We start from the raw sequence: 22,870 nt of genomic DNA on the forward strand, positions 1-22,870 counted from the left end.
TTGGTTCTGGCGCCGCGCCGGCGGTGACCGGGCCGCGCCGGGTGGCGCTACGGGCGGTGTGTGCTCACGCCGCCCGGAGTGGCGACGAGCGGGGCGGTGTGCTCCGGGGTGTCGGACGCCTGCGCGGCGACCCGCCGGCCCACCCCTTCGAGCACGTGCTTGCCGATCAGGTTGCCGGCGGGCAGCTCGATCGGGTATTCCCCGTCGAAGCACGCGCGGCACAGCCGGGTCTTCGGCTGCTCGGTGGCGGCGATCAGGCCCGCGAGCGACACGTAGCCGAGCGTGTCCGCCCCGATGGAGCGCCGGATGCCGTCGTTGTCCAGCCCGTTGGCCAGCAACTCGGCACGGGTGGCGAAGTCGATGCCGTAGAAGCACGGCCAGCTGACCGGCGGCGACGAGATGCGTACGTGCACCTCCAGTGCGCCGGCCTCGCGCAGCATCCGCACGATCGCCCGCTGGGTGTTGCCGCGCACGATGGAGTCGTCCACCACGACCAGCCGCTTGCCCCGCACGTTCTCCCGCAGCGGGTTGAGCTTGAGCCGGATGCCGAGCTGGCGCAGCGTCTGCGACGGCTGGATGAAGGTGCGCCCGACGTACGGGTTCTTCATCAGGCCGGCGCCGTAGGTGATGCCGGACTCCTCGGCGTAGCCGATCGCGGCCGGGGTGCCGGACTCCGGCACCGGGATGACCAGGTCGGCCTCGACCGGGTGCTCCTTGGCGAGCTGGCGGCCGATCTGCACCCGGGCGGAGTGCACGTTGCGCCCGGCGATGGTCGCGTCGGGGCGGGCGATGTAGACGTACTCGAACAGGCAGCCCTTGGGCTCCGGGGCGGCGAACCGGCTGGAGCGCAGGCCGTCCTCGTCGATCGCGATCAGCTCGCCGGGCTCGACCTCGCGGACCACGCTCGCGCCGACGATGTCCAGCGCGGCGGTCTCGCTGGCCACCACCCAGCCGCGCTCCAGCCGACCGAGCACCAGCGGGCGGACGCCGTGCGGGTCGCGGGCCGCGTAGAGGGTCGACTCGTCCATGAACACGAAGCTGAACGCGCCGCGCAGCTGCGGCAGCACCTCCAGCGCCGCCGCCTCGACCGACAGGTCCGGGCGGCTGGCCAGCAGCATCGTCACCAGGGAGGTGTCGTTGGTCGAGCCGTCGGCGACCAGGCCCCGCTCGCTGACCTCGCGCTGGAGCTCGGCGGTGTTGACCAGGTTGCCGTTGTGGGCCAGCGCGATGGTGGTGCCGGACGTGGTGGACCGGATGGTCGGCTGGGCGTTCTCCCAGGTCGATCCGCCGGTGGTGGAGTAGCGGGCGTGCCCGATCGCCACGTGCCCGCGCAGGCTGGCCAGGGTCGGCTCGTCGAAGACCTGGGCGACCAGGCCGAGGTCCTTGTAGACCACCACGCCCGAACCGTCGCTGACCGCGATGCCGGCGGCCTCCTGACCCCGGTGCTGAAGGGCGTAGAGCCCGAAGTAGGTCAGGTTGGCGACCTCCTCCCCCGGCGCCCAGACGCCGAAGACGCCACACGCGTCCTGAGGGCCTGGTCGTTGGGGATCAAGGTCGTGGCTCAGCCGGCCGTCGCCTCGGGGCACCTGCGCTCCCTCATGCTGGTCTGGACCGGCCTTGCGGAATCACGCGGGGGCGGATCCGCACTCGTCGGCCGGGACCACTGTCGTCGCCTGACAGTGTACGCGAATCCGCGTCGGCACAGAAAGTCACGATCCGGCTCCAGTACGTCATCCGTCGATGCGTGTCGTCGCAGCTAGAGCGGCAGGTACGCGGAGAGATCCGCCCGGATTCCGCTCACCCGTACGCGACCCTGGGTGATCGCGTCGGCCCAGCCGAGCCGCCCCGTGGCCACCGCCAGCCAGGCCTCGGGCTCCATCTCGACGACGTTTCCGGGGGCGCCACGGGTGTGTCGGGGACCGGGAACGCACTGAACTGCACCGTAAGGTGGGACACGCACCTCCACCGATCGGCCGGGGGCGCGTTCCGCGAGGACGGTCAACAGGGCACGTACCGCCTCCCGGAGGACCGGCCGGTCGGGCGTACGCCCCTCGTCGAGCGCCGACAACGCCGTCGCGACCGCGGCGGACTTAATGTGCGGAGAGGACACGACGGGACGATACGGCTTCGGCACGCCGCGCCTGACGTTGGCCCTGGGTCGCGCCGATCCGGTCAGACAAGGCATAGTTGCCGACGGCGTATTCGTACCGTGATGATCCCCGGCCCGGCGCCCCGCCGCCGAGGGAAGTCAGTCCGGAAGGCGGTGGACGTGTCAACGCACCGACGTGCCTGGAAGCAGCGGGCGGGTGTGGTCGTGGCGCTGGTTGTCGGCGCTCTGCTCGCTGCCCCCGCCACACCAGCCCTGGCCGCCGAGGTCAGCGTGTCGCCCGGCTCGGTCACCGTCAACGCCGGCAGCGACGCCGCCGTCACCGTTCAGGTCACCCCGCGTGACGACGACGAGAAGGTCCAGATCAGCCTCGCCGGCCTGCCTGGTGGCGTGAGCTGTGCCGGCGGCTGCGGAACGATCGACTTCAACAACGACCGGCCGAAATCCCAGCTACTGCGGCTCAGGGCCAACGACAACGCCGGCGATGCCAACGTCACCGTGACGGTGGCGGTCGAGGGCGACAAGTCCGGCCCCGGCACCGCCACCTTCCAGCTCGGCGTCAAGGGCAAGGCCCAGCCGTCAGAGCCCGCGCCGGTGCAGACCGTCAAGTCGGTCTCCGGCAAGGTGGTCGCCCAGGCCAACGGCGAGGCCGTGCCGAACGCCGTGGTCATGCTCCAGGACGGCGCCGGTAAGAAGATCGACACGATCAGCGACGACAACGGCAACTTCCGGTTCACCGGCAGCAGCGGAAAGCCCATCGCGCCCGGCCGGCTCGCCGTCGGCGCCAGCGTCGGTACGGTCTACGCCACCAAGAGCTTCAACGCCTCCGCCGGGCAGAGCGTCACCGGCCAGCGCATCGCGCTGGCGATCAAGGTGGAGACGACGCCGAGCCCCACCCCCTCGGCCACCGAGGAGCCAGTCCCCACCGAGGAGCCGGTCGAGGAGACCCCGGAGGAGACCGCCGAGGCGACCCCGGGCGCGGCGGCCAACGCCAGCAACGAGGACTCCGGCGGCATGGGCTCCTGGCTGATCATCCTGCTCGGCGGCCTGCTCGTCGCCGCCGGTGTCGGCACGATCGTGCTGCTCTGGATGCGGCGCAAGGACAGCGGCGACGAGGCCGACGACGACGCCCCCGCGGGCGCGGCGGCGGCCGGCGCGGTCCCGGCGGCGCGCGGGGCGTTCCGGGGCGCGGACGACCAGACCCGGGTGGTCAACCGGGTGGGCACCACGCCCGATCCGACGATGGTCGGCGGCACCGCGCTGAGCGACGCCCCGACGATGATGCACCGCCCCGTGGTCGACGACGTGCCGCCGGACCCGTACGGCGCTCCCCCGCAGCCCTACGGCGCGGCGGGCAGCCAGCAGGGCTGGGGCGGCAGCGGCTACGGCGACGAGCCGGCCGGCTCGGGTGGCTACGGCGGTGCCGGCTACGGCAACGCGCCCGCCTCCGGCGGCGGCTACGGCAGCGGCGGGGCCGGTGGCGGCTACGGCAACGCGCCGTCCTCGGGGAGCGGCTACGGCGGAGCCGGTGGCGGCTACGGCAACAGCGCGCCCGCCTCGGGCGGCGGCTACGGCAGCAACGACTACGGCGCTCCGGCGGGCGCGGCCGGCGCGGCGGGTGCCGCAGGCTACCCGCCGGCGGGCGGCGGGCGGGGCTACGGCGAGCGGTACGACGAGCCGACCGGCCGCTACACCGGCGACGCCACGCAGTATCCGGCCCCCGCCGACCCGTACGCGACCGGCGTCTACCAGCCGGAGCAGGGTCAGGGCTACGGCCAGTCCGAGCCCGGGGCGTACGGCCGGGGCGGCGAGCCGACCGGCGGCTACGAGCGGGGCGGCTACGGCCAGCCGGGCGGCTACGGCGGCCAGGAGCCCCCGGCGTCACGTGGCGGCTACGACCAGCCCACCTCGTACGACAACCAGGGTGGCTACGGGCAGGGTGGCTACGGGCAGGAGCCCCCGCAGCAGCGCGGTAGCTACGAGGACCGCGGCGGCTACGGCGGCCAGGGTGGCTACGGCGGTCAGCCGGGGGGCTACGACGAACCGCCGACCGGTCGCGGTCGCCCGGACGGCCCACCGCAGCAGGACCGGGGCGGACGCCGGCTGGACTGGCTCGACGACTGACCCGCTTGGGGCACGCACCCCGACCACAGCACCACGGCGAGGGCCGTCCGGACTGCCGGGCGGCCCTCGCCGCTGCTTGCGGGCCCACCCGGAGCCGGGCCGGTGCGCGGAACAGGGCACACGCCGAGCCGGGCCGGTGCGCGGAACAGGGCACACGCCGAGCCGGGCCGGTGCGCGGAACAGGGACACCGCCCGAGCCGGGGCCGGTGGGCGGAGCAAAGCACACGCCCGAGCCGGGGCCGGGCGCGTGGCAGGGCCGTCAGGCGGCGGAGAAGACACCCTGGCGCAGCACCGGGACCACGCCCGAGACACCGACCCGGACGGCGACCTCGACGTCCTCGCCGAAGCCGCCCTCGATGAGCTCGCGGCCCGACACACTGCCGCGGACAGCGGCGGGCACGTCGGGGGTGCTGGCGAGCGCGGCGAGCGCCATGGCCGCCTCCACGGAGAGACCGCCGGGCACACCCGACAGGGCGTCCAGCACGCCGGCCGCCCCCAACTGGTCCTCCACGGAGGGCCGCAGCGAGCCGTCCGGCCAGCGCTCGCCCGAGGCGATCACGCCGATCGGCGCGTCCACCGAGCCGTACCCCTGACGGGTGAGCCAACGGCCGACGGCCTGCGCGTTACGCAGGCACGCCGCGACCACCGGCAGCCCGGGGGCGCTGGCCGCCGCGCTGATCGCCGAACCGTTCGGCGACGGCAGCACGAGGTCGGCGACGACCGGCGCGGTGCTCAGCGCCGCCGGCGAGAGCGACCACGGATGGTCCGGGGTCGTCTGACGGCGGCCCACCGCCGCGACCGCGCCGACCCGCCGCGCGTAGTCGGCCGCCTGCTCGCCCCACGGGAACGGGTGCACCCGCATGCCGCGCCCGACCGAGACGTCCACGGCGGTGGTGAACGACAGCACGTCCACCACCACCAGCACCGCGCACACCCGGCCGAGCTCGGCCGCCCCCGTCAGCCCCCAGTCGAACCGGGCGCCGGCACCGGGTTGCACGTGGACGGCCGCCGCCACCGCCTCAGCGCTGACCGGGCTCGGTGTCACCGGGCCCGGGAGCCGACGACCCGGCGGCCTCGGCCGCCGGCTGCTCCGCCGGGGTTGCCGCCTCGGCCGGGGCCACCGGCTCGACGGCACCGGTCGGCGGGACCGGCGCGGCCGAGGCGATCGGCTCGGCCGCGACAGTCGACGGGCCCACCGGCGTCATCCCGGCCGAATCGGCGACGGGCAGCGGCACGGCCTCGACGGCACCCGCCACACCGGTGGCCGGCGCGGGCACCTCGACGACCCCCACGCCCCCGAAGAGGCGCGGCAGCGTCCCGCCGTGCGCGGCCCGCAGCTCGTCCAGGCCGATCCGGAACTGGCCGTGCACCTCGAGCGCGCCGCCGGACGGGTCGGTGACACCGATCAGCTCGAACGGCACCCCGCGCTCGGCGCAGAGGGCGGTGAACGCCTTCTCGTGGCCGCGCGGCACCGACACCAGGACCCGGCCGGCGGACTCGCTGAACAGGTAGACGAACGGCATCGAGCCGCCGTCGAACCGCTCCGGGACCCCGATCCGGGCGCCGACGCCGCGCCGCAGGCAGGACTCCACCAGGCTCTGCGCGAGACCGCCGTCGGAGAGGTCGTGCGCCGAGCTGAGGTGCCCGACCCGCGCGGCCTCCGCCAGCAGGTCGGCCAGCAGCCGCTCACGGGCCAGGTCGACCTGCGGGGGTACGCCGCCCAGGTGCTCGTGGGTGACCCAGGCCCATTCCGAGCCGGAGAGTTCCACGTGCGTCTCGCCGAGCAGGAAGATCTGGTCGTGCTCGCCGCCCGGCCGGGCCACGAAGCCCATCGGCACCCGGTCGGCCACGTCGTCGAGCACGCCGAGCACACCGACCACCGGGGTCGGGTGGATCGGCGCCGCCCCCGTCTGGTTGTAGAAGCTGACGTTGCCGCCGGTGACCGGGATGCCCAGCTCGGCGCAGCCGTCCGCCAGGCCACGGACGGCCTCGGCGAACTGCCACATCACGCCCGGGTCCTCCGGCGAGCCGAAGTTGAGGCAGTTGGTGACGGCGATCGGCTTCGCGCCGGTGACGGCGACGTTGCGGTACGCCTCCGCCAGCGCGAGCTTCGTGCCGTGGTAGGGGTCGAGCCGCGCGTACCGGCCGTTGCCGTCCACCGACAGCGCCACGCCGAGCCCGGTCCGCTCGTCGATCCGGATCACGCCGGAGTCCTCCGGCTGGGCGAGCACGGTGTTGCCCAGCACGTAGCGGTCGTACTGCTCGGTGACCCAGGTCTTGTCGGCCAGGTTGGGCGAGGAGATCATGCGCAGCACGGTCTCGCGCAGCGCCTCCGGGTCGGCCGGCCGGGGCAGCGTCTCCGCGCGGTCGGCCTGGAGCAGGATCAGGTCGGCCGGCTCACGCATCGGGCGGGCGTAGACCGGGCCGTCGTCGACCAGCGAACCCGGCGGCACGTCGACCACCAGTTGGTCGCGCCAGGTGATCAGCAGCCGGCCCGGCTGCCCGTCCGGCGCCGGCGGGGTGACCTCGCCGATCGCGGTGGCCCAGACGCCCCACTTCTCGGCGGTCTTGAGCACCGCTTCGAGCTTCTCCGGCTCGACGACCAGCAGCATCCGCTCCTGGGACTCGCTGGCCAGGATCTCGTGCGGCTCCATCGAGGCCTCGCGCAGCGGCACGCGCTCCAGCCAGACCCGCATGCCGGTGCCGGCCGCCGCGGCGGTCTCGGTCAGCGCGCAGGTCAGGCCGGCACCGCCGAGGTCCTGGATGCCGACGACCAGCCGGGCGTCGTAGAGCTCCAGGCACGCCTCGATGAGGAGCTTCTCCATGAACGGGTCGCCGACCTGCACCGACGGGCGGCGCTGCTCGCTGCCCTCGTCGAAGGTGGCGCTGGCCAGCACCGAGACGCCACCGATGCCGTCCCGGCCCGTCCGCGCGCCCATCAGCACGACGACGTTGCCCGGGCCGGCGGCGGCCTTGTTCTGGAGCCGGTCGACCGGCAGCACGCCGAGGCAGAGCGCGTTGACCAACGGGTTGCCCTGGTAGCAGGGGTCGAAGACGACCTCGCCGCCGATGTTCGGCAGGCCCAGGCAGTTGCCGTAGCCGCCCACGCCCGCGACGACGCCGGGCAGCACCCGGGCGGTGTCGGGGTGGTCGGCGGCGCCGAAGCGCAGCGGGTCCATCACCGCGACCGGGCGGGCGCCCATGGCGAGGATGTCCCGCACGATGCCGCCGACGCCGGTGGCCGCGCCCTGGTAGGGCTCCACGAAGCTCGGGTGGTTGTGCGACTCGACCTTGAAGGTCACCGCCAGTTCGTCGGAGACCTGCACGACTCCGGCGTTCTCGCCGATGCCGGCGAGCAGCCGGTCGCTCGGCGGGGCCTTCTCGCCGAACTGGCGCAGGTGCACCTTGCTCGACTTGTAGGAGCAGTGCTCGCTCCACATGATCGAGTACATCGCCAGCTCGGCCTGGGTGGGCCGCCGGTCGAGGATCTGCCGGATCCGCTCGTACTCGTCGTCGCGGAGCCCCAGGTCGGCGTACGGCTGGAGCTCACCGGGGGTGTCAGCGGCGCGCGGCACGGTGTCCGGGCCGTCGGCCCAGTCGGCGGTCGCCGGCCCGGGACGCCCGGCCGGCGGCACGACGGCGGCCGGACGCGGCTCCACCGGCTGCGCCGGGGCAGCCGGGAAGGCCTCCGGGTTCTCCCGTACCTCGTCCGGATGGGTGGTCATGACCTCTCCTCGCTGCGCTCGCGTCCGCCCGACGGGCGGGTGAGCCGACCGATGATGCCGCGCACGGTCACGCCGGCGCCCCCACCAGGTGCTTGAGCACCGAGGTGAAGAAGCCGAGACCGTCCAGGGAGGGGCCCGTGAGCGCCTCCACCGCGTGCTCGGGATGCGGCATGATGCCGACCACGTTGCCGGCGGGGTTCGTGATCGCGGCGATGTCGCGCTGCGAACCGTTGGGGTTGCCGCCGACGTAGCGGGCGACCACCCGGCCCTCGGCCTCGAGCTGGTCCAGCGTCGCGGTGTCGGCGACGTAGCAGCCCTCGCCGTTCTTGACCGGGATCAGCACCTCCTGGCCGGGCTGGAACGCGTTGGTCCACGCGGTGCCGGCCGACTCGATGCGCAGGGCCTGGTCGCGGTTGCGGAAGTGCAGGTGCTGGTTGCGGGTGAGCGCCCCGGGCAGCAGGTGGGCCTCGCAGAGGATCTGGAAGCCGTTGCAGATGCCGAGCACGGGCAGGCCACCCCGGGCCGCGTCCACGATCGTCTGCATCACCGGCGCGAACCGGGCGATGGCGCCGCAGCGCAGGTAGTCGCCGTAGGAGAAGCCGCCGGGCAGGACTACGGCGTCCACCCCGTGCAGCTGCGGGTCACCGTGCCAGAGGCGGACCGGTTCGGCGCCCGCGATCCGTACGGCGCGGGTCGCGTCCCCGTCGTCGAGCGAGCCGGGGAAGGTGACCACACCGACCCGGGCGGTCACGAGCGGGCGTCCACGGTCTCGTCGGCCTCGGCCAGGCGGACCGTGAAGTCCTCGATGACCGGGTTGGCGAGCAGCTTGTCGGCGATCTCCCGGGCCCGGTCCAGGTCCGGTTCACCGGTGAATTCGATCTCGATCCGCCTGCCGATCCGAACCGAGGCGACGTCACTGACGCCGAGCCGGGGCAGCGCGTTTGCGACGGCCTGGCCCTGCGGATCGAGGATCTCGGGCTTGAGCATGACGTCGACGACGACGCGAGGCACTGGGCACTCCTGACTGTGTACGCAGTTGGGTGCCGACCCACAACGGGCGAGCGCAGCCAGCCTACCTGGCAGATACCGCCCCGGACGCACCGGCCGGACGCGGTTCGGACAGTGATCGGCATTCCCGGCGCGGGGCCCGGAGACCGATACGGGTTCGTTGCGATCCCGATGCGCATCCGTTGCCGACCGGCCCGTTTCGCCCCGCTCCGTCGGGCCGCCGGGGCACCTCCCCGGCACCCCGCCCGCCATACCGCCTCATCCATCATTTTCGATGGATCTCTTGTGAACCACATCTCAGGAGCCCTACCGTACATCGTCGTACGTCGATCGGACGTGCCCGGCCGTCGGGCCACCCCCGCCCGCCGGCCGACAGCTCGACCCGGTGAACCCGTGCCCCGTCCCCGAAGGAGCCCCCCATGCGCATCCGATCCATGATCGCGGTGCTGGCCACCGCAGCGGCCGGCCTGCTCGGCGCCAGCTCCGGCGCCGTCGCCGCACCCGTCAGCCCGTACATCATCGGCGGCGGCACCGTCTCGTCCGCGCCGTGGGCCGCCGCGGTCCTCAGCAACGGCTCGTTCACCTGCTCCGGCACGATCATCGCGCCGCAGTGGGTGCTCACCGCCCGGCACTGCGTCAACGGCACGATGTCCGTCCGGGTCGGCAGCGTCTACCGCTCCTCCGGCGGCCAGACCCGCACCGTCAGCGCCACCTACGGCCGGTACGACCTGGCCCTGCTGCGCCTGTCCAGCTCGGTGAGCACCTCGTACGTCACGCTGGCCAACAGCAACCCGCCGATCAACTCGACCAACTCGATCTACGGCTGGGGCATGACCTGCTACAGCGGCTGCTCGGCCTCCACCCAGCTCAAGACCGCGTCGGTTCGGGTGACCAGCAACAGCGCCACCGACGCGTACGGCGGGCAGGCGATCCGCAGCACCCGGATCAACGGCAACGCCTGGCGGGGCGACTCGGGCGGCCCGCAGTTCTACAACGGCGCGCAGGTCGGCGTCGCCTCCACCGCCGACGGCCAGAGCATCCAGAACTACGGCAGCGTCGCGTACAACCGGGCCTGGATCTCCCAGGTGGCCGGTGTCTGACGGTTAGCGCCACGCTGGGCGCGGATGGCCGGCAGCGCGCCGGCCGTCCGCGCCGCGCCGTTTCGCAGCATCCGATCAGGTGAACACGGCCGACGATCGGGCGCCCCGCCGCCCTGACAGCATCGAAGGCGTGCTGGTCGTGACGACGGAGCAACTACCCGGGTACGAGATCCGCCAGATCCTCGGCGAAGTGGTGTCCTCGATGGCCAGGACACGGAACCCGTACCGCGAGGGGGTCAAGAACCTGCGCGGCGGCGCGTACGACCCGATGGCGCCGGACAACCTCACCAGGTGGCGTACGGACTCGGTGGCCCGGCTCGGCGAGGAGGCCCGCCGCATCGGCGCGAACGCCGTGGTGGGGATGCGCTTCGACAGCCGCGACTGCGGCGAGATGTGGATGGAGATCTGCGCGTACGGCACCGCCGTGGTCGTGGCGCCCAAGATGCCCGACGTCATGCCGCCCGACCAGCCGCTGGTCGCCGCGGAGACCGCGCAGGAACCCGGCATCGCCGAGTCACCGGGCGGCATCGCCGAACCGGCGAGCGCCCCCAACCTCCGCTCGGCCGCCGAAACCCCCACCCGCGACTGACCCACCCCACCCTGCCCACCCGCCAGACGTCGTTGATCAAGAAGTTTTCGCCCTCTTCGATCTCCGAATCGGACCCAGACCTCTTGGTCAACGCCGGACGCCCGAGAGGGGGGAGTGGGGTGGGGTGGGGGGCGGGTCAGAGGATGGGGGGTGGGGTGTAGGTGGCGGCCTGGGGGTGAGCGTCAGTCACGGCGGCGATGCGGCGGGCGACCGCCTCGACCTGGGCCGGGGCGGCGCCCACGAAGGCGGAACGGTCGGCGACCAGCGCGTCGATCTCGGCGCGGGTCAGGCCCAGCCGGCCGTCCGCCGCCAGGCGGTCGAAGAGATCGTTCTCGGCGGCGCCCTTCTCGCGCATGGCCAGCGCCACCGCGACCGCGTGCTCCTTGATCACCTCGTGGGCGACCTCGCGGCCGACGCCGCGCCGGACCGCCGCCACCAGGATCTTCGTGGTGGCCAGGAACGGCAGGAAGCGCTCCAGCTCCCGGTTGATCACCGCCGGGTACGCGCCGAACTCGTCCAGCACCGTGAGGAAGGTCTGGAACAGCCCGTCGGCGGCGAAGAACGCGTCCGGCAGGGCGACCCGGCGGACCACCGAACAGGAGACGTCGCCCTCGTTCCACTGGTCGCCGGCCAGCTCGCCGACCATCGACAGGTAGCCCCGGATGATCACGGCGAAACCGTTGACGCGCTCGCTGGAGCGGGTGTTCATCTTGTGCGGCATCGCGCTGGAACCCACCTGGCCCGGCTTGAAGCCCTCGGTGGCCAACTCCTGGCCGACCATCAGCCGGATCGTGGTCGCCAGCGACGACGGGGCGGCGGCGACCTGGGCCAGCGCGGAGAGCACCGCCAGGTCGATCGAGCGCGGGTAGACCTGCCCGACGCTGTCGAGGACCCGGCTGAAGCCGAGGTGCCCGGCCACCCGGCGCTCCAGCTCCGCCACCCGCTCGGCGTCTCCGTCGAAGAGGTCGAGCTGGTCGGCGGCGGTGCCCACCGGGCCCTTGACGCCCCGCAGCGGGTACCAGTTGATCAGGTCGTCCAGCCGCTCGTACGCGATGAGCAGTTCCTCGGCGGCCGACGCGAAGCGCTTGCCCAGCGTGGTGGCCTGCGCCGCGACGTTGTGCGAGCGGCCGGTCACGACCAGGTCGGAGTGCTCGACGGCGAGCCGGGACAGCCGGGCCAGGGTGGCGACCACGCGGTCGCGGATCAGCTCCAGCGAGCGGCGCACCTGGAGCTGCTCGACGTTCTCGGTGAGGTCCCGGGAGGTCATCCCCTTGTGCACGTGCTCGTGCCCGGCGAGCGCGCTGAACTCCTCGATCCGGGCCTTCACGTCGTGCCGGGTGACCCGCTCCCGCTCGGCGATCGAGACCAGGTCGACCTGGTCGAGCACCCGCTCGTACGCCTCGACCACGCCGTCGGGCACTCCGACGCCGAGGTCCCGCTGGGCCCGGAGCACGGCGAGCCAGAGCCGCCGCTCCATCCGGATCTTCTCCTCGGGCGACCAGAGGGCGACCAGCTCGGGTGAGGCGTACCGGTTGGCGAGCACGTTCGGGATCGTCACGTACCTCAGTCTTTCACGTCGTACGGGACGGCCCGACGAGGACGTCCTCCGCCCGGCTGCTCGGACACCCCGCTCGACCGGCGCAGGATATACTCGGACGCCGGTACGTATATAGGGGGTGTGCGTGACCAAGATCCTGGTGGACGTCGACGACGAGGCGCTGGCCGACGCGGCCGCGGCCTTCGGCACCAAGACGAAGAAGGACACGGTCAACGTCGCGCTGCGGGAAGGGGCTGCCCGCCTCCGTCGCGCCCGTGCCCTCGCGGAACTCAGCGGACGGGCCCAGGCCGGCGACTTCGACGAACTGCTCGACAAGGGCACATACCGGTCGTGAGGCTCGCGGACTACCTGGTCGACACCAGTGCGCTGGTCCCCCTCCTGCGCGACCCCGACACCCAGGCCCGGTGGGAACAACCGCTCACGGCCGGCCTGCTCGCGGTCTGTCCGCTGGTCGAGTTGGAGTTCCTGTACTCGGCCCGCTCGCACGCCGACCGCAGGTGGCTGGGCGACCGGCTCCGGACGGCGTTCACCTGGGTGGGCATGCCGGACCGGATCTACGAGCGGGCGGCCGAGATCCAGGACCAGCTCACCGCACGGGGCACCCACCGGTCCGCCGGTGCCGTCGACCTGCTGATCGCGGCGATGGCCGAATACCAAGGGCTGTCCCTGCTGCACTACGACCGCGACTTCGACCAGATCTCCGAGGTCACCGGCCAGCCCGTGCGTTGGCTCGCCCCGGCCGGCACGATCAAGTAGCTCGGCCCGTGCCGGGTCAGCGTTCGAGGATGGCGGTCACGCCCTGGCCGCCGGCGGCGCAGATGGAGATCAGGCCCCGGCCGCCGCCCTTTTCCGCGAGCAGCTTCGCCAGGGTCGCCACGATCCGGCCACCGGTGGCCGCGAACGGGTGCCCGGCCGCCAGCGACGAGCCGTTGACGTTCAGCTTCTCCCGGTCGACGGCCCCGAGCGGGGCGTCCAGCCCCAGCCGGTCCTTGCAGAACTCCGGCGACTCCCAGGCGGCCAGGGTCGCCAGCACCTGCGAGGCGAACGCCTCGTGGATCTCGTAGAAGTCGAAGTCCTGGAGGGTCAGCCCGGCCCGGGACAGCATCCGCGGCACCGCGTAGGCGGGGGCCATCAGCAGCCCCTCGTCGCCGTGCACGAAGTCGACGGCGGCGGTCTCCGACCAGGAGAACCAGGCCAGCACGGGCAGGTTGTGCGCGCGGGCCCACTCCTCGCTGGCCAGCAGCACGGTCGAGGCGCCGTCGGTCAGCGGCGACGAGTTGCCGGCCGTCATGGTCGCCGCGTCGGCGTCGGGCCCCTTCGCGCCGAAGACCGGCTTCAGCGAGCCGAGCCGCTCCAGGCTGGTGTCGGGGCGCAGGTTCGCATCGCGGGTCAGCCCGAGGTAGGGGGTCAGCAGGTCGTCGAAGAACCCCCGGTCGTACGCGGCGGCGAGCCGCTGGTGCGAGCGCAGCGCCAGCTCGTCCTGGGCCTGCCGGTCGACCTGCCAGCGCAGCGCCGTGCGGGCGGCGTGCTCCCCCATCGACAGCCCGGTACGCGGCTCCGCGTTGCGCGGGATCTCCGGCTTGAACGGCTGGGTGGGGCGCAGCTTCGCGGCGATCTTCAGCCGCTCGCCGAGGGTGCGGGCGCTGTTCAACCGGAGCAGCGTGCGGCGCATCTCCTCGTTGACCGCGAGCGGCGCGTCGGAGGTGGTGTCCACGCCGCCGGCGATGCCGACCTCGATCTGCCCGAGGGCGATCTTGTTGGCGACCAGGATGGCCGCCTCCAGGCCGGTGCCGCAGGCCTGCTGGATGTCGTACGCGGGGGTGTGCGGGTCGAGCTTCGAGCCGAGCACGACCTCCCGGGTCAGGTTGAAGTCCTTCGCGTGCTTGAGCACCGCGCCGGCCACCACCTCGCCGACCCGCTGGCCGGCCAGGCCGAACCGGGCGACGAGCCCGTCCAGCGCGGCGCCCAGCATGTCGGCGTTCGACGCGCTGGCGTACCGCGAGTTGGACCGCGCGAAGGGGATGCGGTTGCCGCCGATCACCGCGACCCGTCGGATGCTCTGCACGATCCCGCCTCCTCGAAATACTTGCCCTTACCTTACTCGCCAGTAGGCTACGCCTATGACCGACAGGTACGCGAGCTTCGTCCGATCGGGGGCCGGCCGCACGCTGGTCAAGCGCCTGGGGCTGCCCGACCCGCCGCGACTGCGCCGACACACCCCCGGTGACCCCGTCGTGCCCGGCCCCGTCCTGCTGGGCGCCGCGACCGGTGGCCGGCTCGCCGAGCAGGTGGGCAAGGTCCTGACCGCCGCCGGGGTCGAGCTGCGCGATCCCGCCGCCGGGGAGTCCACCGAGCGCTTCGCCGCCCTGGTGTACGACGCCACCGGCGTCACCGACTCCACCGGGCTGCGCCAGCTGTACGACTTCTTCCACCCGCACGCCCGCTCGGTGCTGCCCAGCGGGCGGGTCGTCGTGCTCGGCACCCCGCCCGACGAGTGCGGCTCGCCCCGGGAGGCGACCGCCCAGCGGGCCCTGGAGGGGCTGACCCGCAGCATCGGCAAGGAGTTCGGCCGGGGCGTCACCGCCCAGCTCGTCCACGTGACGAAGGAGCCCGACGCCGGCACCTGGACCAGCGTGGAGGCGACCCTGCGGTTCCTGCTCTCCGGGCGGTCCGCGTACGTCTCGGGGCAGGTCGTGCGGGTCGGTGCCGGCACGGCCGTCGCCCCGGCCGACTGGGACCGCCCGCTGGACGGGCAGGTCGTGCTGGTCACCGGGGCGGCCCGGGGCATCGGCGCGGCGCTGGCCCGGGTGCTGGCCCGCGACGGCGCCCGGGTCGTCGCGCTGGACGTCCCGGCCGCCGGCGACGAACTGGCGGCGGTCGCCAACGAGATCGGCGGCACGGCCGTCCAACTGGACCTGACCGCACCCGACGCCCCGGAGCGGCTCGCCGCGCACCTCGCCGACCGGCACGGCCGGGTCGACGTGGTGGTGCACAACGCCGGCATCACCCGCGACAAGACCCTCGGCCGGATGGACGCCGACCGGTGGGACTCGGTCGTCGACGTCAACCTCTCCAGCCAGGAACGGATCAACGACGTGCTGCTGGAGCGCGAGCTGCTCCCGGCCGGCGGCCGGATCGTCTCGGTCTCCTCGATCGCCGGCATCGCCGGCAACCGGGGCCAGACCAACTACGCCACCAGCAAGGCGGGCGTGATCGGGCTGGTGGAGTCGCTCGCCCCGGCGCTGCGCGGGCGGCAGATCAGCGTCAACGCGGTCGCCCCCGGGTTCATCGAGACCCGGCTGACGGCGCGCGTCCCGCTGGTGATCCGCGAGGCGGGCCGGCGGATGAACAGCATGTCCCAGGGTGGGCTGCCGGTGGACGTCGCCGAGACGATCGGCTGGCTGGCGTGGCCGGCGTCCGGCGCGGTCAGCGGCAACGTCGTCCGGGTCTGCGGCCAGAGCCTGCTGGGGGCGTGATGGCGAGGCGAGGACAGCCGGCACCGGAGCCGGACGACCTGTCGGTGCACGAGCTGATCGACGGCCCGACCGAGATCCTGTCGCAGGACACCCTGGACGCGATCCGCGGGCCGGAGGCGTCCGGCCACGACCTGAGCCTCGAACAGACGCACGACCTCTCCGCCTCCTCGGTCGAGGCGACGCAGGACCTCTCCGGCCGGGGCGCGGCCGGACACGCCCGGGAGCGAGTCGAGCTGCCCCGGATGCCGGCGGCCGGGGCGCTCTACCGAAGGGCGCTGCTCGGCGCGCTGCCCGGCCTCGGCGGTGGGCGGCGCTCGGCGGGCGTACCGGCGGTCGAGCTGGCCGTCGGCGGGATCGCCGTCGACCGGACGCACCTGGCCGACTACGACCGGGTCTGCGGGTTCCGGCTCACCGATCGGCTACCCGCGACGTTTCCGCACGTCATGGGCTTTCCGCTGGCCCTGCGGCTGATGACCGCGCCGGAGTTTCCCATCCCGCTGACGGGCGTGGTGCACGTCGGCAACCGGATCACCGTGCACCGCCCGGTCACCGCCGACGAGACTCTCGACTTCCACACGTACGCGGAGAACCTGCGCCCGCACGACCGGGGGCGGCAGGTCGACGTGGTGCTGGTCGGCTCGATCGACGGCGAGGAGGTCTGGCGGGGCGTCTCGACGTACCTCGGCAGGGACGGCAAGGGGGGCGGCGGCGGGCGGCGCGACCAGCCCGGGCGGCCCACGGCACCGGCCGGTTCGGCCCGCTGGCGGGTCGAACCCCGCGTCGGCACGGAGTACGCGCGGGTCTCCGGCGACCACAACCCGATCCACACCTCCCGCCTCGGCGCCCGGTTGTTCGGCTTCCCCCGGCCGATCGCACACGGGATGTGGAGCAAGGCGCGCTGCCTGGCCGCGCTGGAGAACCGACTGCCGGACGCCTACACGGTGGAGGTGGCCTTCAAGCTGCCGGTGCCGCTGCCGGGCACGGTGAGCTTCGGGCTGCTGCCGGAGGGCGGGTTCGCCCTGCACGACCCGCGCGGCCGACCGCACCTGGCGGGCCTCGTGCGCTGAGCCGCCCCCGGCCGAAGCTGAGCCGCCGTCGTCGAGGCTGAGCCGTCCCCGCCGAGGCTGGCGCCCCTGACCAGGCCGACGCCCCCTGCCGGATCCGCGCCCCGGGCTTGGCAGGGGCGTTCTCGTGCGCTAGGTTGTTCTCATAACGAGATGTTCTCAGGATGAGAGAGACATGGTTGACGAGCAGGACTTCCTGGCCGCGTACGACCCCCGGGCCTACCCGTCGGTCGCCGTGACCGTCGACGTGGTGGCGCTGACCATCCGGGACGGCGCACTGCACCTGCTGCTGATCCGGCGCGGCCAGCCGCCCTTCGAGGGCCACTGGGCGCTGCCCGGCGGCTTCGTCCGCCCCGACGAGGACCTCACCGCCGGTGCCCGGCGGGAGCTGGCCGAGGAGACCGGGCTCGGCGGCGAAGGGCTGCACCGCGTACACCTGGAGCAGTTGGGCAGTTACGGCGCCCCCGACCGCGACCCGCGGATGCGCGTCGTCTCCGTCGCCCACCTCGCGTTCGCCCCCGACCTGCCGGACCCGGCCGCCGGCACCGACGCCGACGAGGCGACCTGGCTGCCGGTGACCGCGCTGACCAGCCGCCAGCTCGCCTTCGACCACGGCCGGATCATCGACGACGCCCTGGAGCGGGCCCGGTCCAAGCTGGAATACACCCCGCTCGCCACGCGCTTCCTCGCCGGCGAGTTCACGATCAGCGAGCTGCGCGCCGTCTACGAGACGGTCTGGGGCCACCCGCTGCACGCCGGCAACTTCCACCGCAAGGTGCTCTCCGTGCCGGGCCTCGTGGAGAGCACCGGCAGCAGCACCGAGCGCGGCGGCGCCCGCGGCGGCCCCCGCGCCCGGCTCTACCGGGCCGGCGACGCCCGGCTGCTGCACCCGGCGCTGCTGCGCCCCGCCCGGGAGGAGACGGTGCGGTGAGGACCCCGGAGGCCGTCCGCCTGGTCGCGGCAGCCCGCACCGACGCCGACCTGTTCGGCACGGATGAGCCGGCCCGGCGCTACCGCGAGCTGGTCGCCGCCCTGCACCCCGACCGCCTGCCGGCCGACCCGGCGGTACGCGCCGAGGCCACCGACGCGTTCATCCGGGTCACCACCCGCTGGCGGGCCCGGCAGGTCACCGTCATCGGCGACTACCGGCTCGGCACGCCGGCCCACTCGGGCGACCTCGCCGACCTCTACGACGTCGGGGACGACCGGCTGCTCAAGCTGCCCCGGCGGCCCACCGACAACGACCTGATGGCCCGCGAGGCGCACGCCCTGCGCACCATCGCCGAGCGTGGCGACCCGCGCTACCTGCCGTACGTGCCCCGGCTGGTGGACGAGTTCCGGCACTGCGACGCCGCGACCGGCGCCGAACGGCGGATCAACGTGCTCGCCACCGCGCCCGGCCTGCACGACCTCGACGAGGTGCGGCGCGCGTACCCGGACGGGCTGGACGCCCGCGACGTGGCCTGGATGTGGCGGCGGCTGCTGGTGGCGCTCGGCCTGGCCCACCGGGCGGGCGTCGTGCACGGCGCGGTCCTGCCGCCGCACGTGCTGATCGAGCCGCACGGGCACGGCGTGGTGCTGGTCGACTGGTGCTTCTCCGCGCCCGTCGGCAGCACGATCCCCGCGCTGGTGCCCGGCTACGACGCGAACTGGTACCCGGACGAGATCCCCCGCAAGCGGCCCTGCGGGCCGGGCACCGACATCGCGATGGCCAGCGGATGCATGAGCTGGCTGATGGGGCCGCGCGCGCCCCGCGAGCTGGACGCCTTCGCGCGGGGCTGCCGCCAGCGGGCCCTGGACGCCCGGCCCGACGACGCCTGGCGTCTGCTGCGCGAACTGGACGAGGTGCTCGACCGGCTCTACGGGCCGCGCACCTTCCGACCCTTCACCCTCAACCCGTAAGGAGCTGTCATGGGCAGTGGAATGTGGTCCACCGACGTGTACGACGCCGCCGACCGCTACCGCCGGAGCACCGGCAGGAGCGCGTTCTCCTACAGCGACAGCGGGGCGCGCACCGTGCACCCCGCCCTCGACCCGCGCGACGCGGTGCGGGAGAGCCGCGACTCCGCCGAGCACCCCCGGTCGACGCCCATCGCGGTGCTCTTCGACGTCACCGGCTCGATGCGCAACGTGCCGCGCGTCCTGCAGACCAAGCTGCCGCAGCTGCTCGGGCTGCTGCAACGGCAGGGCTACGCCAGCGACCCGCAGATCATGTTCGGCGCGATCGGCGACGCCACCTGCGACCGGGTGCCGTTGCAGGTCGGCCAGTTCGAGTCGGACAACCGGATGGACGACGACCTGGGCCGCATCGTGCTGGAGGGCGGCGGCGGCGGGCAGATGACCGAGTCGTACGAGCTGGCCATGTACTTCATGGCCCGGCACACCGTGACCGACTCCTGGGAGAAGCGCGGCCGGCGCGGCTACCTGTTCATCATCGGCGACGAGCTGGCGTACCCGCGGGTGAAGTCCCGGGAGGTGGCCCGCGTCGTCGGCGACGACCTGCGCGAGGACGTGCCGCTGCGGCAGGTCGTCGACGAGCTGACCCGCCGCTGGGACACCTACTACCTGCTCCCCGCCGGCAGCCACTACTCCGGCAACGCCAAGGTGCTCGACTCCTGGCGGGACCTGCTCGGGCAGAACGCCGTCGTGCTGGACGACCTCGACGCGGTCTGCGAGACGATCGCGCTCACCGTCGGGCTCGGCGAACAGGCCATCGACCTGGACGAGGGCCTGCGCGACCTGGACCGCGCGGGTTCGGGCGCCACCGGCACCGTGTCCAAGGCGCTGGCCCGACTGCGCGGAAGGCGGCACGCCGAGGTGTCGACGCTGCCCGCCTTCCGCGACACCGGCGGCGCGGTGACCCGGCTGTGAGAACCGTGACGGTGGTCGACCTCGGCTCCGGAAAGGTGACCCGGCGATGAGACACGTGGCGGTGGTCGACCTCGGCTTCGGCGACGCCGGCAAGGGCACGGTCGTGGACTGGCTCTGCGCCACCCGGCCCGTGCACACGGTGGTCCGCTTCAACGGGGGCGCGCAGGCGGGGCACAACGTCGTGCTGCGCGACGGGCGGCACCACACGTTCGCGCAGTTCGGCGCCGGCACGTTCCACCCCGGGGTCCGTACGCACCTGTCGCGGCACGTGGTGGTGGACCCGCTGGCGCTGGCCGCCGAGGCCGACCACCTCGCCTCGGTCGGGGTGCCCGACGCGCTCGACCGGCTGACCGTCGACGGGGAGGCGCTGCTGGCCACCCCGTACCACCGGGCCGCCAACCGGGCCCGGGAGATCGCCCGGGGAGCCGACCGGCACGGCTCCTGCGGGCTGGGGGTGGGTGAGGCCGTCGCGTACGGTCTCGCCCACCCCGACGAGGCGCCCCGGGTGGCCGACTGCGCCGACCCGGGGCGGCTGCGCCGCAGACTGACCGCCCTGCGGGACCGGCTGACCGCCGAACTCGGCCCGTTGGACGCGCCGCCCGTCGCCGACTGCCTGCCCGCGTTCACCGGCTTCGCCGGGCGGGTCGCGATCGTCGACCGGAGCTGGCTGGCCGGGGCGCTGCGCGCCGGCACCTGCGTCTTCGAGGGCGCGCAGGGGGTGCTGCTCGACGAGTGGCACGGCTTCCACCCGTACACGACGTGGAGCACCACCACCTTCGCCAACGCCGAGAGCCTGCTCGCCGAGGCCGGCCTGCCGGGCGGCGCCACCCGGATCGGGGTGCTCCGCGTGGTCACCACCCGGCACGGGCCCGGTCCGTTGGTGACCGAGGACCCGGCCCTGCCGCTGACCGACCCGCACAACCCGACCAACCCGTGGCAGGGGCGGTTCCGGTTCGGCCACTTCGACGCGGTCGCCCACCGGTACGCCCTCGCCGCCGCCGGCGGAGTCGACGGCCTGGCGCTGACCCACCTCGACCTCGTCGGCCCCGCGCTGCGGATCTGCCGCCGCTACGACACCACCGACCGGCTCACCCCGGGCCCGCCCGGGGACCTGGACCGGCAGGCCGCGCTCACGGCCCGCCTGCTGCGCTCCCGCCCGGTGCACGACGACCCGCCGCCCGACTGGGCGCAGGCGGTGCACGCGGAGCTGGGCGCCCCCGTGGTTTTGACCTCGCACGGCCCCACGGCCCACGACAAGACCACGCACGGCCCGCTGCTGGCCCCACGGACCAGCACGCCGGCCGGGGCCCCGGCGTGATGCCGGGCCGCGTCGGAGGCTCCGGGCCGTCGATCCGGCGACTCGGCCACCGGGCAGGTCGCGCGCGGCCAGCATGGGAGGCATGGAATCCGCGCTCGACCTGCTCCGGCAGCTGGTCACCTCACCGTGGGTGTACCTGCTGATCTTCGGGCTCACCGCGGTCGACGCGTTCTTTCCCGCCGTACCCGGCGAGGCAGCCGTGATCAGCGCCGCCGTGCTCGCCACCGGCGGCGACCCCAACCTGGTGGCGGTGATCGTCGCCGCCGCACTGGGCGCCTGCGCCGGCGACCACGTCTCGTACGCCATCGGGCGCGGCGGCGGCGCGAGCCGGCTCGCCCGCCTCCCGGACGGCAGCCGGCGCCGGGCCGGCTCCGAGTGGGCCCGCCGGGCGCTGCACCGGCGCGGCGGGCTGATGCTGACCACCGCCCGGTACGTCCCCGGGGGCCGGACGGCCGTCACCCTCACCATGGGCGCGGTCCGCTATCCGCTCCGGTCGTTCCTGCTCTTCGACGCCGTCGCGGCGGTGAGCTGGGCGCTCTACTGCACCGGGCTCGGCTACTTCGGCGGGCTGGCCTTCGAGCGCGACCCGATCAAGGGCATCCTCGCCGGCGTCGGCCTGTCGCTGGCGATCACGCTCCTGCTGGAGTCGTTCCGCTGGCTGCGCCACCGCAGGCGACGCGGCGCACCGGAACGCTGAACCGCACCTGGCCCCCGTTCCTGCTGTTCGGTCGGGCGGGCCGCCGGTCGGCTGCCCGGCGGGCCGGTCAGGGTGCGGGCGTCCGTGGGTGCCAGGTGGCGCCGCGGAGGAGTTGGCCGGCGCCCTGCCAGGCGACGTTCATCATCCGGGTCGCGGTCTTCTCCGGGTCCGCGTCGGGATGGTCGGCGAGCCAGTCCGCCAGCGACTCGGTCGCCCCCACGAGGGCGTACGCGACGACCTCCAGGTCGGTCTCGCCCACCTCGCGGCCCTCGGCGCGCAACGCGTGGTCGAGCATTCCGGAGACCACCTCGACCAGCCGGGCCCGCATGCCGGCCAGCTCGCCGGCGAAGGGCTGCTCGCCACGGGCCTGCCGGTAGAGCACCGCCCACCCGTCGCGGTGCGCCCCGACGAAGCCGAAGAAGGCGCGCAGCCCCCGCCACAGCCGTTCGTCGGCGGGCAGGTCGGGGGCGGCCGCCCCGGCGATGGCCTGCATCATCCGGGTGCCCTCCCGGTGCAGGCAGGCGACGAAGACTTCTTCCTTCGTGCCGAGGTACGCGTAGACCATCGGCTTGGAGATGCCGGCGTCCTCGGCGATCTCGTCCATGCTGGCCGCGTGGAACCCCCTGCGGGAGAACACTTTCACGGCCGCGTCGAGCATCTGCTGCTCGCGTACGGCGCGGGGGAGGCGCTTGAAGGTGGGTGGGGTGGACACCTTGCGAGCATACCTACTCGCCCGTAAGGTTACGCACGAGTAGCCAACACCCGGAAGGTGCAGCCCCATGACTGACTTCGACCCGGCCAACTTCGCGAACGTCGGCCCCAAGGAGTTCGCCCAGCTGGTCAAGTCCACCCCGGACGACAAGATCGCCGAGGTGATGTCCGGCGACCTGCGCGGCAAGATCCTCGGCGAGGTCTTCGGCCGGATGCCGCAGCTCTTCCGCGCCGACCGGGCCGGCTCGACCAACGCGGTCATCCACTGGAACATCACCGGCCGTCCCGACGGTGGCACCGACACCTACGAGGTGGCCATCGCCGACGGCACGTGCACCGTCAACGAGACCCCGCAGCACGACCCGAAGCTCAGCCTCACGATGGGCCCGGTCGAGTTCCTGAAGATCGTCTCCGGTGGCGCGAACCCCGTCATGATGTTCATGACCGGCAAGCTCAAGGCCAAGGGCGACCTGGGCCTGGCCGCCAACATCGCCAACCTGTTCGACATCCCCAAGGCCTGAC

The 22,870-nt window shown here is 73.7% G+C and carries 21 protein-coding genes and 1 pseudogene; 13 read left to right on the plus strand and 9 right to left on the minus strand.

Annotated features, from left to right (window positions below; translation table 11 throughout):
- Nucleotides 1–47 precede the first annotated feature (47 nt).
- Together purF and KBX06_RS23740 are read right to left on the minus strand one after the other, a co-directional pair.
- Nucleotides 48–1,586, minus strand: a complete 1,539-nt coding sequence (gene purF, locus KBX06_RS23735) for an amidophosphoribosyltransferase (RefSeq protein WP_210838767.1) — start codon at nt 1,584–1,586, stop codon at nt 48–50.
- Nucleotides 1,587–1,756: 170 nt separating this feature from the next.
- A complete protein-coding gene (locus KBX06_RS23740) occupies nt 1,757–2,110 on the minus strand; it encodes a sterol carrier family protein (RefSeq protein ID WP_210838769.1) in 354 nt (117 codons plus the stop codon).
- A gap of 159 nt (nt 2,111–2,269) precedes the next feature.
- Here KBX06_RS23740 and KBX06_RS23745 point away from each other — a divergent pair, with 159 nt between their 5' ends.
- A complete protein-coding gene (locus KBX06_RS23745; protein WP_374225671.1) occupies nt 2,270–4,231 on the plus strand; it encodes a hypothetical protein in 1,962 nt (653 codons plus the stop codon).
- Between the two features lie 259 nt (nt 4,232–4,490).
- On the opposite strand, the gene KBX06_RS23750 is transcribed toward KBX06_RS23745, so the two are convergent.
- The 4 genes from KBX06_RS23750 to purS form a co-directional block, all read right to left on the minus strand.
- Entirely contained in the window at nt 4,491–5,246 is a 756-nt protein-coding gene (locus tag KBX06_RS23750; protein WP_210838773.1) for a 2-phosphosulfolactate phosphatase, read from the minus strand.
- A 4-nt stretch (nt 5,247–5,250) separates the two neighbouring features.
- A complete protein-coding gene (gene purL / locus KBX06_RS23755) occupies nt 5,251–7,956 on the minus strand; it encodes a phosphoribosylformylglycinamidine synthase subunit PurL (RefSeq protein ID WP_210838775.1) in 2,706 nt (901 codons plus the stop codon).
- Between the two features lie 67 nt (nt 7,957–8,023).
- Nucleotides 8,024–8,707, minus strand: a complete 684-nt coding sequence (purQ, locus tag KBX06_RS23760) for a phosphoribosylformylglycinamidine synthase subunit PurQ (protein ID WP_210838777.1) — start codon at nt 8,705–8,707, stop codon at nt 8,024–8,026.
- The gene (purS, locus tag KBX06_RS23765; RefSeq protein WP_210838778.1) at nt 8,704–8,967 is read right to left on the minus strand and encodes a phosphoribosylformylglycinamidine synthase subunit PurS; all 264 of its coding nucleotides are present in this window, start codon (nt 8,965–8,967) and stop codon (nt 8,704–8,706) included. The genes purQ and purS overlap by 4 nt, the downstream gene beginning before the upstream one ends.
- A 416-nt stretch (nt 8,968–9,383) precedes the next feature.
- On the opposite strand from purS, the gene KBX06_RS23770 reads away from it, so the two are divergent.
- Nucleotides 9,384–10,064: a trypsin-like serine protease gene (locus KBX06_RS23770; protein WP_210838780.1), complete on the plus strand. Its 681-nt coding sequence runs from the start codon at nt 9,384–9,386 to the stop codon at nt 10,062–10,064.
- A gap of 24 nt (nt 10,065–10,088) precedes the next feature.
- Nucleotides 10,089–10,653 (plus strand): annotated as a pseudogene (locus KBX06_RS23775) (YbjQ family protein).
- A 136-nt stretch (nt 10,654–10,789) separates the two neighbouring features.
- Here KBX06_RS23775 and purB read toward each other — a convergent pair.
- Nucleotides 10,790–12,211: an adenylosuccinate lyase gene (gene purB / locus KBX06_RS23780; RefSeq protein WP_210838784.1), complete on the minus strand. Its 1,422-nt coding sequence runs from the start codon at nt 12,209–12,211 to the stop codon at nt 10,790–10,792.
- A 124-nt stretch (nt 12,212–12,335) separates the two neighbouring features.
- On the opposite strand from purB, the gene KBX06_RS23785 reads away from it, so the two are divergent.
- Both KBX06_RS23785 and KBX06_RS23790 read left to right on the plus strand, forming a co-directional pair.
- Nucleotides 12,336–12,545 carry a type II toxin-antitoxin system VapB family antitoxin gene (locus KBX06_RS23785; protein ID WP_121399140.1) on the plus strand — a complete coding sequence of 70 codons (210 nt, stop codon included), beginning with the start codon at nt 12,336–12,338 and terminating at the stop codon, nt 12,543–12,545.
- Nucleotides 12,542–12,967 (plus strand): PIN domain nuclease, encoded by a 426-nt coding sequence (locus KBX06_RS23790; RefSeq protein ID WP_210838786.1) that lies wholly within the window; start codon nt 12,542–12,544, stop codon nt 12,965–12,967. The genes KBX06_RS23785 and KBX06_RS23790 overlap by 4 nt, the downstream gene beginning before the upstream one ends.
- A 16-nt stretch (nt 12,968–12,983) precedes the next feature.
- Here KBX06_RS23790 and KBX06_RS23795 read toward each other — a convergent pair whose 3' ends face one another.
- On the minus strand, nt 12,984–14,276 hold the full coding sequence (locus KBX06_RS23795) for an acetyl-CoA C-acetyltransferase (protein ID WP_210838789.1): 1,293 nt from the start codon (nt 14,274–14,276) through the stop codon (nt 12,984–12,986).
- Between the two features lie 55 nt (nt 14,277–14,331).
- On the opposite strand from KBX06_RS23795, the gene KBX06_RS23800 reads away from it, so the two are divergent.
- The 7 genes from KBX06_RS23800 (at nt 14,332) to KBX06_RS23830 (ending at nt 21,637) form a co-directional block, all read left to right on the plus strand.
- Nucleotides 14,332–15,687, plus strand: coding sequence for a 3-oxoacyl-ACP reductase (locus KBX06_RS23800; RefSeq protein WP_210838791.1), 1,356 nt, complete (start codon nt 14,332–14,334; stop codon nt 15,685–15,687).
- Nucleotides 15,687–16,754 carry a MaoC/PaaZ C-terminal domain-containing protein gene (locus tag KBX06_RS23805; RefSeq protein ID WP_210838793.1) on the plus strand — a complete coding sequence of 356 codons (1,068 nt, stop codon included), beginning with the start codon at nt 15,687–15,689 and terminating at the stop codon, nt 16,752–16,754. The genes KBX06_RS23800 and KBX06_RS23805 overlap by 1 nt, the downstream gene beginning before the upstream one ends.
- A 172-nt stretch (nt 16,755–16,926) precedes the next feature.
- On the plus strand, nt 16,927–17,682 hold the full coding sequence (locus KBX06_RS23810; protein ID WP_210838796.1) for an NUDIX domain-containing protein: 756 nt from the start codon (nt 16,927–16,929) through the stop codon (nt 17,680–17,682).
- Nucleotides 17,679–18,653, plus strand: coding sequence for a serine/threonine protein kinase (locus KBX06_RS23815; RefSeq protein ID WP_210838798.1), 975 nt, complete (start codon nt 17,679–17,681; stop codon nt 18,651–18,653). Before KBX06_RS23810 ends, KBX06_RS23815 begins: the two co-directional genes overlap by 4 nt.
- A gap of 9 nt (nt 18,654–18,662) precedes the next feature.
- A complete protein-coding gene (locus KBX06_RS23820; RefSeq protein ID WP_210838801.1) occupies nt 18,663–19,622 on the plus strand; it encodes a hypothetical protein in 960 nt (319 codons plus the stop codon).
- 46 nt (nt 19,623–19,668) lie between these two features.
- Nucleotides 19,669–20,940 (plus strand): adenylosuccinate synthetase, encoded by a 1,272-nt coding sequence (locus KBX06_RS23825; protein WP_210838803.1) that lies wholly within the window; start codon nt 19,669–19,671, stop codon nt 20,938–20,940.
- Between the two features lie 82 nt (nt 20,941–21,022).
- The gene (locus KBX06_RS23830; RefSeq protein ID WP_210838805.1) at nt 21,023–21,637 is read left to right on the plus strand and encodes a DedA family protein; all 615 of its coding nucleotides are present in this window, start codon (nt 21,023–21,025) and stop codon (nt 21,635–21,637) included.
- 67 nt (nt 21,638–21,704) lie between these two features.
- On the opposite strand, the gene KBX06_RS23835 is transcribed toward KBX06_RS23830, so the two are convergent.
- The gene (locus tag KBX06_RS23835; protein WP_210838807.1) at nt 21,705–22,349 is read right to left on the minus strand and encodes a TetR/AcrR family transcriptional regulator; all 645 of its coding nucleotides are present in this window, start codon (nt 22,347–22,349) and stop codon (nt 21,705–21,707) included.
- 67 nt (nt 22,350–22,416) lie between these two features.
- Between KBX06_RS23835 and KBX06_RS23840 the strand changes: the two genes are divergently transcribed.
- Entirely contained in the window at nt 22,417–22,869 is a 453-nt protein-coding gene (locus KBX06_RS23840; protein ID WP_210838809.1) for an SCP2 sterol-binding domain-containing protein, read from the plus strand.
- Nucleotide 22,870 lies beyond the last annotated feature (1 nt).

Source organism: Micromonospora sp. C31 (assembly GCF_018070575.1).
Taxonomy (GTDB): Bacteria; Actinomycetota; Actinomycetes; order Mycobacteriales; family Micromonosporaceae; genus Micromonospora.

Bases quoted from the DNA above. Each gene is read 5' to 3' on its own strand.
- purL (WP_210838775.1), bottom strand. From the start codon at position 7,956: ATGACCACCCATCCGGACGAGGTACGGGAGAACCCGGAGGCCTTCCCG.
- KBX06_RS23770 (WP_210838780.1), top strand. From the start codon at position 9,384: ATGCGCATCCGATCCATGATCGCGGTGCTGGCCACCGCAGCGGCCGGC.
- KBX06_RS23800 (WP_210838791.1), top strand. From the start codon at position 14,332: ATGACCGACAGGTACGCGAGCTTCGTCCGATCGGGGGCCGGCCGCACG.
- KBX06_RS23805 (WP_210838793.1), top strand. From the start codon at position 15,687: ATGGCGAGGCGAGGACAGCCGGCACCGGAGCCGGACGACCTGTCGGTG.
- KBX06_RS23810 (WP_210838796.1), top strand. From the start codon at position 16,927: ATGGTTGACGAGCAGGACTTCCTGGCCGCGTACGACCCCCGGGCCTAC.
- KBX06_RS23820 (WP_210838801.1), top strand. From the start codon at position 18,663: ATGGGCAGTGGAATGTGGTCCACCGACGTGTACGACGCCGCCGACCGC.
- KBX06_RS23825 (WP_210838803.1), top strand. From the start codon at position 19,669: ATGAGACACGTGGCGGTGGTCGACCTCGGCTTCGGCGACGCCGGCAAG.
- KBX06_RS23830 (WP_210838805.1), top strand. From the start codon at position 21,023: ATGGAATCCGCGCTCGACCTGCTCCGGCAGCTGGTCACCTCACCGTGG.
- KBX06_RS23840 (WP_210838809.1), top strand. From the start codon at position 22,417: ATGACTGACTTCGACCCGGCCAACTTCGCGAACGTCGGCCCCAAGGAG.